The organism is Cellulomonas algicola, assembly GCF_003851725.1.
GTDB classification, from domain to species: domain Bacteria; phylum Actinomycetota; class Actinomycetes; order Actinomycetales; family Cellulomonadaceae; genus Cellulomonas; species Cellulomonas algicola.
Window position 1 is genome coordinate 1 of the sequence record NZ_BHYL01000316.1, and the last position, 10,052, is coordinate 10,052.

A 10,052-nucleotide genomic window follows, 5' to 3' on the forward strand; every position below is an offset into this window, starting at 1 on the left:
GGTCTCGGCGGACCGCCGCCGGCCCGACGGTCCCGGCGGGGCGGGCGGCGGCGGTGTCGGGCGCGCCGGCGACGGGGGTGCCGGCGGGGGTGCCGGTGCGGGCTCCGGCGGACGCAGACTGCCCCAGCGCTCGATGGACTTGGCCCACGCGTCCTGCTGGCCGGCGTCGTACCCGAGGGCCCGGGCCGCGTCGCGGATCGCGGAGCGCGGCCGGTACGAGATGACGTTGGCGACCTGCGCGGCGTGCGACCGGCCGTGCTTCTCGAAGACGTACTGGATGACCTCCTCGCGGCGCGCGGACTCGATGTCGACGTCGATGTCCGGCGGCCCGTCACGCTCGGGTGCGAGGAACCGCTCGAACAGCAGCCCGTGCCGCACCGCGTCGACGGCCGTGACGCGCAGCGCGTAGCAGACCGCCGAGTTCGCGGCCGAGCCGCGGCCCTGCGCGAGGATCCCGTGGTCGCGGCAGAACTTCACCAGGTCGTAGACGACGAGGAAGTACCCCGGGAACCCGAGGTCCTCGATGACGCGGAGCTCGTGCGCGAGCTGCGCGTACGCGCCGGGCACGCGCTCGTCGTCGGGCGGCCCGTACAGCTCGAGCGCGCCCTGCCGGACGAGCTCGCGCAGCCACGTCGCCTCGGTGTGCCCGTCCGGGACCGGGTACGGCGGCAGCTGCGGTGCGACGAGCGACAGGTCGAACGCGCACTCGGCCGCGAGCGCCGCGGCCGTGCCGACCGCCGACGGGTGCCGCCGGTGCAGCGCGAGCATCTCCTCCGCGGACCGCAGGTGCGCGACGGGGGCCGCGGGCAGCCACCCGTCGAGGTCCTCGACGGACGAGCGGGCCCGGACGGCCGCGAGCGCCGCGGCGAGGTCCGCGTCGCGCGGCGTCGCGTAGTGCACGTTGCCCGTCGCGACGAGCGGGAGGCCCGCGTCGGCGGCGAGCGACGCGAGCGCGTCGGCCCGCTCGGAGTCGTAGGGGTCGGCCGACGCGGTGACCTCGACGGCGACGTTGTCCCGGCCGAACAGCGCGACGAGCCGGTCCAGCTCGGTGCGTGCGGCGTCCAGACCCCCCGGTGCGACCCCGCCGACGCCCGACGGGTCGCCGCCCGCGAGCGCGCGCCGCACGGAGCCCTTGCGGCAGCCCGTGAGCACGAGCCACTGGCCCGCGGCGTTCGCGGCGAGCTCCTCCAGCCGGTAGTCCGCGGCACCCTTCTCCCCCGTGCGCAGGTGCGCCTCGGCGATCGACCGGGACAGCGCCCGGTACCCCGCGGGTCCGCGCGCGAGCACCAGGAGGTGGGACGCGCGCGGGTCGGGCACGCCCGTCGGCAGGTCGAGCACCGGCAGCCCCGGGGTGGCGCGCGTGCGCTCCCGCGCGTGCTTGCGGCCGTCGGGGGCGGGCAGGTGCAGCTCGGCGCCGAACGCGGTGGGCAGCCCGACGGCCTTCGCGGCCTGCGAGAACCGGACGACGCCGTACAGCCCGTCGTGGTCGGTGAGCGCGAGCGCGCCGAGCCCGAGCCGGGCGGCCTCCGCGGCGAGCTCCTCGGGCTGGCTCGCGCCGTCGAGGAAGCTGAACGCCGAGTGCGCGTGCAGCTCGGCGTACCGCGGCGGGAAGGAGGCCCGCGACGTGCGGGAGACGTCAGGTACCGCCGAGCGGTCGGGCGCCAGCCAGTTGTCAGTCATACGTCGCCTCGCACGTCCAGCCGTCCGCGTCGCCGGCGAGCAGCACCGCGTCACCGTCGTCGAACGCGACCTGCAGGTGCCCGCGCACGCCGCCCCGTCCTCCGGTCCCCCACCAGCGCTCGCTCGACAGCCACGGGCCCGCCCACCCGACGACCGCCCGCTCGCGCACCCCGCCCGGCTCGCCGGGTCCGTCGTCCGACGCGACACCCGCACCCGGTCGCGGCCCGCCGGACGGCCACCCGTCGGACGCCAGGAACCCGTCGGCCGACGTGAGACCGCCCGACGAGGGGAACCGCGCGGACGAGCCGGGACGAGCCGACGGCGCGAGCCGAGCGGACGACGGGAGGTGGCCCGACGAGCCGTCTGCGGACGACGTCCGGTACGCCGACGGACGTGCCGTCCCACCGGGACCCCACGCGCCCGGTCCTGCCGAGCGCGCCGACGCCCGCGCCCCCGACGGCACGTCGGCGTCCGACGCGAGCGGCCAGCGGACCGTCGCGGGCTCGCCGCGCAGCCCGACGCGGACGTCGAGGACCACGGGCCGCCCGGCGGCGTCGCGCACGTCGACAGGGAGCGGACGTGCGAGGACGGTCGCGGGAGCCGGGTCCGGCAGCCGCCCGGGCCACGGGAGGTCGGCGGCGCGCACGGCCTGCGTCTGCTCGCCCCACGGCTGCAGGTGCACCTGGTCGCGCACACCGCGACCGCCCTGGAGCGTCGCGGTGAGCACGCCCTGCCCGCCGACGATCCCCTGCACGCGGTCGAGCGCGCGGTGCGCCCGCAGGTCGCCGCCCGACGGGCCGCCCCACAGCCGGCCCTGCTCCGCACCCGCAGGGGCGACGTCGAGCGCGGTGACGGCGAGCCGCACGAGCGTCACGGGCCGGACGTCGTCGTCGACCCACGGCTCGTCGACGAGGTCGTCGAACGCCCACGGGTCCTGCGACCCGTCGCGCGCGGCCCGGGCACGTGCGGCGCGCGCACGGGCCGCACGGACGCGCTCGGGGGCGTCCTGCGCGCGGCTGCGGGCGGTCGCGACGGCCGTGGACGACAGCCAGCTCTCGAGCTGCCAGCGGATGCGGTCGGTGATGCGCTGCGGCGTCAGCCCGCCGAACCCGCCGAGGTCGGTGCGCCAGGTGCGGACCAGGTCGGTGCCGTCGTCGGTGCGCGCGGCGATCTGCATGCGCCCGCACGACACGGACCGGTGCACGAGCTGCGCGTGCAGGTCCTCGGCCAGCCGGCGGCCGGCGAACGTCGCGGTGTCGACCCGGTCGACGGGCGGGTCGAGCTCGGCGACGACCTCGAGGTCGGCCTCGGGGCGGCGACGGGCCGGTGGGCGCTCGTCGTCGCCGCGCGCGAGCGTCTGCGCCCACACGCCGAGCCGCCCGAAGCGCGCGTGCACGTCCCCGGTCGGCAGCGCGGCGAGCTGCCCGAGCGTGCGCAGGCCGAGCCGGTGCAGCAGGTCGACGAGGTCGGCGACCTGCTGGGTGGCGTCCTCGGTGACGGCGGCGTGCACGAGCTCGGTGACCCCGCGTGCGGCGAGGAACGCGGGCGACGAGCCCGGCGGCACGACGGCCCCGGTGCGCGCGGCGACGACCGCGGCGAGCAGCCCGTCGGCGGTGCCGACCGCGCACTCGTGCCCCGCGCGCGCGGCGACGGCGTCGACGAGCCGCTCCGCGAGCACGTCCTCCGACCCGTGGTACCGGGTGGCACCCCCGGCGGGCAGCAGCAGCAGACCGGCGCGCACGACCTCGATCCCGGCGACGACGGTCTCCGCGGCGCTCGCGACCGGCTCGAACAGGCGCACGTCGCGCGCGTCGTCGGCGGGCAGCAGCACGAGCTCGGGGCAGCACCCCTGCGCCTGCCGACGCCGCATGCCGCGACGGACCCCCTCGACGCGCGCGAGCGCCGAGACGGCGGTGACGCGCCGGCCGTCGTGCACGGCGGCGGGCAGGTGCGCGGGGACCTCGTCGGCGGTGGTCGCGGCGACGACGGGCCAGTCGGGGACCCAGAGGACGGTGGTGCGGGTGCTCACGACGCGCCTCTCAACCCACGAGCCGCAGGCCGACGGCCGGCTGCTGCTCGTCGACGACCTCGGGCGGCACGACCGTCGCCGCGGGCGGCGCGACGGGGACGGACGGGCTGTCCGCCGACAGCGGCAGCGTGACGTCCACGGACAGCGGCACGGCCGACCCGCCGCGCCCCGACCGTGTGACGCGCAGCTCGTGCGTGCGCAGCCGCCCCTCCCCCGCGCCGACGCCCCACCAGCGGCCCGCCTCGACGGTCAGCACCGTCGACGCGCCCGGCCACGCGACGCTCGACAGCAGCACCGCACCGCGGTCGCGCGCCCGCGCGGACAGCCGGCGCCGGTCGGTGTCGGTGAGCACGGTGTCGGGTCCGACGAGCACCACGTCGATGCCGTCGACGAGCGCCGCGACGACGGTCGCGGCGTCCTGGCCCGGCCGCGGTACGAGCGCGAGCCGTTCGAGCGCCACCCCGGCCTCCGCGGCGGCGAGCAGCCCCACGGTCGGCTGCCCCACGACGGCCGCCCACGCCCCGCCCGCGCAGGCGTGCGCGAGCATCGTCAGGACGAGCGAGGTCGATCCCACGACGGCCGTCGTCGCACCGCGGCGCAGCCCGTCGGGCAGCAGCGGCGCGAGCCGGTCCGGGACGGGCAGCGGCGGCCGCTCGGCGGCGAGCACCCCGGCGGGCCGGGGCACGGACGTGGTCGGGTGCGACCGTGCCCACGCCTCGTCCGCGGCCCGCGACGACAGGGTGCGGTCGGCGGGGGCGGTGTGCGGCGACGCGGTGTGGTCGACGGGCACGCCGTGCGGCGACAGGGTGCGGTCGACGGGCACGCCGTGCGGCGACACGGCACGGTCGGTGGGCACGGCGCCGGGCGTCGCGGACGCCGTGGACCGGTCGGCACGGTGCGTCGGCAGCAGACCCGACGACGGACGTGTCGCCCCGCGCACCGGGTCCGCCGCGAACGGCACGGGCGCGCCGCCGGCCGGCGTGGACCCGGTCTCCGACCCGTGCCGGGTGCCCGCGGCAGGGCTCGCGGACGGCTCGGCCGGGCGCGTCCCGACCCGGACGCTGCGTGCCCCGGTCCGCAGCTCGGCGTGCGCCAGCACGGCCCGGGCCAGCTCGACCCGTGCCTGCTCGGACAGCACGCTCGCCGCCATCGGCACCCACCTCCAGCACGCACGTACACCGCTGTGACCTGCGGCGACGTTCGTGATCTCGCATCCGATCGAACATCTGTTCGAAGTATCTCAGTAGACGCTGACACCCGGAGGCGTGTCAATCCGAGCCACCCGCCCGGGCGATCGCCAGGCCTGGACCGCGCGCACCGCACGCCCCGCCGGGCGATGATGACGCGATGACCTCGCTGACCCGCCCCGTCGCCCCCGACCCGTACTCGCTGCTGCCCGCGGTGCCGTCGTTCGAGCTGCGCAGCGACGACGTCACGCACGGCGACCGCCTCCCCGACGCGCACACGAACACCCCGGCGGGCGCCAACGTGTCGCCGCACCTGGCGTGGTCGGGCTTCCCGCCCGAGACGCGCTCGTTCGTCGTGAGCTGCTTCGACCCGGACGCCCCCGGCCCGGCGGGCTGGTGGCACTGGACGCTCGTGGACGTCCCCGCGACGACGACCGAGCTCGCGACGGGCGCGGGGACCGCCGGCAGCACGACGCTGCCCGACGGGGCCTTCGCGCTGCGCGGCGACGACGGCGAGCCCGCCTACGTCGGCGCTGCTCCCCCGCCCGGGGACCAGGTGCACCGGTACTTCTTCGTCGTGCACGCGCTCGACACCGACTCGCTCGGCGTCGGACCGGACGCGATGCCGGGCGCGGTGAACACCGCCGTCGTGTTCCACACGCTCGCGCGTGCCGTGCTCGTCGGGACGTACCAGCGGTGACGGCGGACCCGACGACGACGCTCGGCTCGCTGACCTGGGTCCGCGCGCTCGACCGCCCCGACCTGCTGGCCGACCCGGTGCGCGCCGCGGTCGAGGCGTGGGCCGCCGCCGACGACCGCGTCGCGGACGCCGTGGTGGTCACCGAGATCGACCCCGACCTGGCGGACACCGCGGCGCTCACGGCCGCCTACGACCTGCCGCCGGCGGCGTCGGCGAACTGCGTGCTGGTGGCAGGCCGCCGCGAGGGCGACGAGCGCGTCGCCGCGGCTGTCGTGCGTGCGACGACCCGGGCGGACGTCAACAACGCCGTGAAGCGGCTGCTGGACGTGCGCAAGGCGTCGTTCCTGCCGACGGACCGCGCGGTCGCGGAGTCGGGGATGGAGTACGGCGGCATCACGCCGCTCGGCCTGCCGGCGGACTACCGGGTGCTGGTCGACGCGCGCGTCGCGACGGACGACCCGGACGCGGGCCCGGTCGTCGTCATCGGCAGCGGTCTGCGCCGTTCGAAGGTCGCGCTGCCCGGTGCGCTGCTCGCGTCCGCACCGGGCGTCGAGGTCGTGGAAGGGCTCGCGCTCGGCTGACCGGTGGAGCCGGCGGCGTGGGACGCCGGGGCGACTCGTGGGTGCTCACGGCGTGGGCGTCGACTGCCGTGCGTCAGCGGGATCGTCAGCGGCGCGCCGTCAGCGCGGACGCGTCAGCGGCGGTGCGGGAGCGCCCGGCCCCACACGGCCTGCCCCGGCACGCGCAGCGGTGCGGGCGACGGCGCGTAGGTGCGGCCGAGCAGCGACTCGAGCTGCCGCGTCGCGGCGAGCAGGTGCACGGTCGCGTCGGGCTCGTCGGCCCATGCCTCGGGCGACGCGAGGACGCGGGCGGCGGCCCGGGCGTCGGGCTGCAGGTCGAGCGCGTGCCGCTCGGTGAGCAGCACGGTGTGCCCGCCGTGCGCGCCCAGCCCGAGCCGGTCGCGACCGCCGCGGCGGCGGCGCGACGGGGGTCGGCGGTGCGCACCGGTGAGCACCGCGGCGACGAGGCCGGCCGTGGCGTAGGTGGACTGCGGGAAGGCGTAGCACGCGAACGGGAAGCCGTCGGCGGCGGAGCGCAGCTCGTGGCGCAGGCGCTCGGCGACGGCGTCGACGTCGACCGAGCCGGGCACGACGTCGAGGGTCGCGTCGACCTCGGCGTGCTGGAACGTGAGTCGTTCGAGGAAGTCGAGCGCGGGGTGGGCGTCGAACGCGCCGGGGCCCCATGCGGCCACGTCCCACCTCCGTCCTCGTCGCACCCGTGCTCCTGCGGCGCACGCGAGCACAGCGAGGACCGCAGACGCCGGCGTCAGCCTCCGAGCCTGCCGCACGCCACCGACATCGCGCACCCCGATTCGCCCGAGCGGCCGCGTGTGCGTCTCGTCACACGGGACGGACCCGACCGGCCGCCCGAGGAGCGGCTCAGGCGCGCGTCGCCCAGAACGCGACCGCGGCCGCGGCAGCGACGTTGAGCGAGTCCACGCCCCCGGCCATGGGGATGCGCACGACGAGGTCGGACGCGGCGACGGTCGCGGGCTTGAGGCCGTGCCCCTCGGCCCCGAGGACGAGCGCGAGCCGTCCGGGCGGGTCGGCGACCAGCTCGTCGAGCGTGAGCGCGTCGTCGGCGAGAGCGAGGGACGCGGTGACGAACCCGTGCGCGCGCAGCTCGTCGATGCCGTCGGGCCACGGGTCGACGCGCGTCCACGGCACCTGGAAGACGGTCCCCATCGACACGCGCACCGAGCGGCGGTAGAGCGGGTCGGCGCAGCGCGGCGTGACGAGCACGGCGTCGACGCCGAGCGCGGCGGCGGAGCGGAACGCGGCGCCGACGTTGGTGTGGTCGACGACGTCCTCGAGCACCGCGACGCGACGCGCCCCGGCACCGTCACGCGCACCGGCGAGCACGTCGGCGACGGGCGCGAGCGGCGGGCGGTGCATCGCGGCGAGCGCGCCCCGGTGCACGTGGAAGCCGGTGATGGCCTCGAGCACGGGCTCGTCCGCGACGTAGACGGGCACGATCGCGCCGTCGTCGGGCAGGTCGGCCAGCATGCGCTCGAGGTCCGGCACCCAGCGCGGCGCGAGCAACACCGACCGCGGCCGGTGCCCGGCCCGCAGCGCGCGGCCGAGCACGGTCGACGACTCCGCGATGTAGAGGCCCTTCTCGGGCTCGTGCCGGGAGCGCAGCGCGACGTCCGTCAGGGAGACGTAGTCGGCGAGCCGCGGGTCGGACGGGTCGGTGACGGGCTGCAGGTCCGGGCGTGGCACGCGCCCATCCTCCCAGCCGCGGACCACGCCCCCGCACGGGACACGGTCAGGCCGGCAGACGCACCTCGACCGGCCCGACGGCACCGCCGTCGAGCACGAACGGCACCGTGCGGTCGCCGACGGTCGCGGTGTAGTCGCCGAGGAACCCGTGCACCGGCACGGTCCCGTCGTCGTCGGTGCGCAGCGTCGTCGGCGCGAGCCACCACTCCTCGCGCACGAGCCGCCGCAGCGCGTCGTACGCGGGCTTGGGCGTCCCGTCGCGGCGCACGAGCCCGGCGGGCGCGCCGAGCCACGCGCCCTCGTCGGCGATCCCCCAGTAGGTCGTCGACGCGACCGCGGGGTGCGACAGGAGCGTGCGGTAGTGCCGCTCGAGCTCGTCGGCCTGCCGCGCCTCGCCCTCGGGCGTCGACGGCCACGAGTCGACCTGGTGGTCGTTGAGGTCGTCGACGTGCGCGGGCATGAGCTCGCCCGACACGAGCGTCGTCTCGGTGAGGTGCAGCGGCAGCCCGAACCGCGCGAAGCGGTCGAGGATGCGCAGCGTCTTCTCCTCGCCCCAGTAGCCCTGGTGCATGTGGCTCTGGAGGCCGAGCGCGTCGACCTGGATGCCGGCCTCGAGCACGCCCTCGATCAGGCACTCGTACGCGGTGGACATGTCGAAGTCGTTGAGCAGGAGGGTCGCGCCCGGGTTGGCGGCGCGGGCGGTCTCGAACGCGAGCCGGATCGTCGGGATGCGCCCGCGGTCCCAGGCGAGGCGCGTGAGCCCGTTCGGCTCCTTGTCGAAGACGGGCATGATGACGACCTCGTTGATGGCGTCCCACGTGTCGACGACGCCTGCGAACGCGGTGACGTCGCGCGTGATGCGGTCCCGCACGGCCGTCTCGACCTCGTCGACGGGCAGGTCACGCAGCCAGGACGGTGCGACGGTGTGCCAGGCGAGCGGGTGGCCCTTGACGTGGGCGCCGCGCTCGGCGAACCAGCGGGCCGCGCGCAGCAGGCGCTCGGTGTCCGGACGTCCGCGCTCGGGCTCGAACTGGGCCCAGTAGAACGGCAGCGTCACGGTGTTGAAGACGTCGAACCAGAGGTCGGCGAGCGCGGGCGCGGACCCGGCGCTCGCGCCGCCGAACGCCGACGGCGCGTCGGTGGTCTCGCGGTTCGCGTGGCCGATGAGGTCGAAGCCGATGCAGCCGAAGCCGAAGGCGTGCCGCGTCTGCGCGACGACGACGTCGGTACCGGGCAGCGGCGCCCCGTCGGGTCCGCGCAGCAGGACGCGGGCGTCGGCGGTCCGGTGCGCGAGCGTGGGGTCGGCACCCCCGGCGGCGGTCGTGGTGGTCGTCGGGACGGGGGCGTGCGAGAGGTCGGTCATGGGGTTGCGCGTGTCCTCGTGGTCGTCGTCGACCGGGTCGGGCTCACCCGGGTTCGATAACGTTATCGAACCTCGACGACCGACGTGTCCACCGACACCCCACCGGACGCCTCGCGCCGCAGCGCCGCACCGCCGACCCAGCTGGCGACGGCGCCCGCGACCGCGATCACCGGCACGACGACGAACGCGGTGTGCGCGCCGACGACGTCAGCGAGCGCGCCCAGCGCGAACGGCGCCACGCCGATCGCGATCCCGCCCGCGAGCGTCGCGCGCGCCTGCGCCCGGTCACCCTGGCCGGGCGCCGCGGCGAGCAGCAGGGAGATCGACAGCGGGTACTGCGCGCCGTACCCGAACCCGGCGACGACGAGGCCTGCGAGCGCGACGCCGGGCACGGTCGCGGTCCACAGGATCACCCACCCGACGATCGCCACGCCGAACGCGACGACCAGCAGCAGCGCGGGCCGCACGCGCAGCGACAGCGGCGCGACGACGAACCGCACGGCCGTCATGCCGGCGACGAGCCCGGCCGTGGTCGCGGCCGCGATGCCCGCGCCGGCGCCGGTCTGCTCGCGCACGAGGTCCGTCGCCCAGTAGGTCGTCGCGTTCTCGAGCGCGATGGCCGCGACGATGGCGGCGAGGAACCACCACGTCGGCGCGCCCGCGCGGCGCGGCCCGTCGGCGACGTCGACGGTCGGCACGTCCGGCACGGGCGTCCCGTCCGCGAGCGCGGCCCGCTCCGCCGGCGTCATCGCGCCGCCGACCCGCTGCCGTGACACGAGCACCGCGGTGACGACGGCGAGCGCCGCAGTGG

At 77.3% G+C, this 10,052-nt stretch carries 9 protein-coding genes; 2 read left to right on the forward strand and 7 right to left on the reverse strand.

Annotated elements, in window-relative coordinates; translation table 11 throughout:
- From CTKZ_RS17565 to imuA', 3 genes are all read right to left on the reverse strand, one after another.
- Positions 1 to 1,680: PHP domain-containing protein (locus tag CTKZ_RS17565; protein ID WP_235843541.1), on the reverse strand; the 1,680-nt coding region annotated here is incomplete at its 3' end.
- On the reverse strand, positions 1,673 to 3,709 hold the full coding sequence (locus CTKZ_RS17570; protein WP_124344152.1) for a DNA polymerase Y family protein: 2,037 nt from the start codon (positions 3,707 to 3,709) through the stop codon (positions 1,673 to 1,675). The genes CTKZ_RS17570 and CTKZ_RS17565, both read right to left, overlap by 8 nt.
- Positions 3,710 to 3,719: 10 nt before the next feature.
- Positions 3,720 to 4,859 carry a DnaE2-dependent mutagenesis accessory factor ImuA' gene (imuA', locus tag CTKZ_RS22100; protein WP_200829800.1) on the reverse strand — a complete coding sequence of 380 codons (1,140 nt, stop codon included), beginning with the start codon at positions 4,857 to 4,859 and terminating at the stop codon, positions 3,720 to 3,722.
- A 197-nt stretch (positions 4,860 to 5,056) separates the two neighbouring features.
- Between imuA' and CTKZ_RS17580 the strand changes: the two genes are divergently transcribed.
- Positions 5,057 to 5,596: a YbhB/YbcL family Raf kinase inhibitor-like protein gene (locus CTKZ_RS17580; protein ID WP_124344153.1), complete on the forward strand. Its 540-nt coding sequence runs from the start codon at positions 5,057 to 5,059 to the stop codon at positions 5,594 to 5,596.
- Positions 5,593 to 6,177, forward strand: a complete 585-nt coding sequence (locus CTKZ_RS17585) for a YbaK/EbsC family protein (RefSeq protein WP_124344154.1) — start codon at positions 5,593 to 5,595, stop codon at positions 6,175 to 6,177. The genes CTKZ_RS17580 and CTKZ_RS17585 overlap by 4 nt, the downstream gene beginning before the upstream one ends.
- Before the next feature lie 113 nt (positions 6,178 to 6,290).
- Here CTKZ_RS17585 and CTKZ_RS17590 read toward each other — a convergent pair whose 3' ends face one another.
- From CTKZ_RS17590 to CTKZ_RS17605, 4 genes are all read right to left on the reverse strand, one after another.
- Positions 6,291 to 6,848: a hypothetical protein gene (locus CTKZ_RS17590; RefSeq protein ID WP_124344155.1), complete on the reverse strand. Its 558-nt coding sequence runs from the start codon at positions 6,846 to 6,848 to the stop codon at positions 6,291 to 6,293.
- A 187-nt stretch (positions 6,849 to 7,035) separates the two neighbouring features.
- The gene (locus tag CTKZ_RS17595) at positions 7,036 to 7,878 is read right to left on the reverse strand and encodes a TrmH family RNA methyltransferase (protein ID WP_124344156.1); all 843 of its coding nucleotides are present in this window, start codon (positions 7,876 to 7,878) and stop codon (positions 7,036 to 7,038) included.
- A gap of 46 nt (positions 7,879 to 7,924) precedes the next feature.
- The gene (locus tag CTKZ_RS17600) at positions 7,925 to 9,241 is read right to left on the reverse strand and encodes an endo-1,4-beta-xylanase (protein WP_124344157.1); all 1,317 of its coding nucleotides are present in this window, start codon (positions 9,239 to 9,241) and stop codon (positions 7,925 to 7,927) included.
- 62 nt (positions 9,242 to 9,303) lie between these two features.
- The coding region (locus CTKZ_RS17605) for an MFS transporter (RefSeq protein WP_148090515.1) at positions 9,304 to 10,052 on the reverse strand (749 nt) is incomplete at its 5' end.

Bases quoted from the DNA above. Each gene is read 5' to 3' on its own strand.
- CTKZ_RS17600 (WP_124344157.1), bottom strand. From the start codon at position 9,241: ATGACCGACCTCTCGCACGCCCCCGTCCCGACGACCACCACGACCGCC.
- CTKZ_RS17580 (WP_124344153.1), top strand. From the start codon at position 5,057: ATGACCTCGCTGACCCGCCCCGTCGCCCCCGACCCGTACTCGCTGCTG.
- imuA' (WP_200829800.1), bottom strand. From the start codon at position 4,859: ATGGCGGCGAGCGTGCTGTCCGAGCAGGCACGGGTCGAGCTGGCCCGG.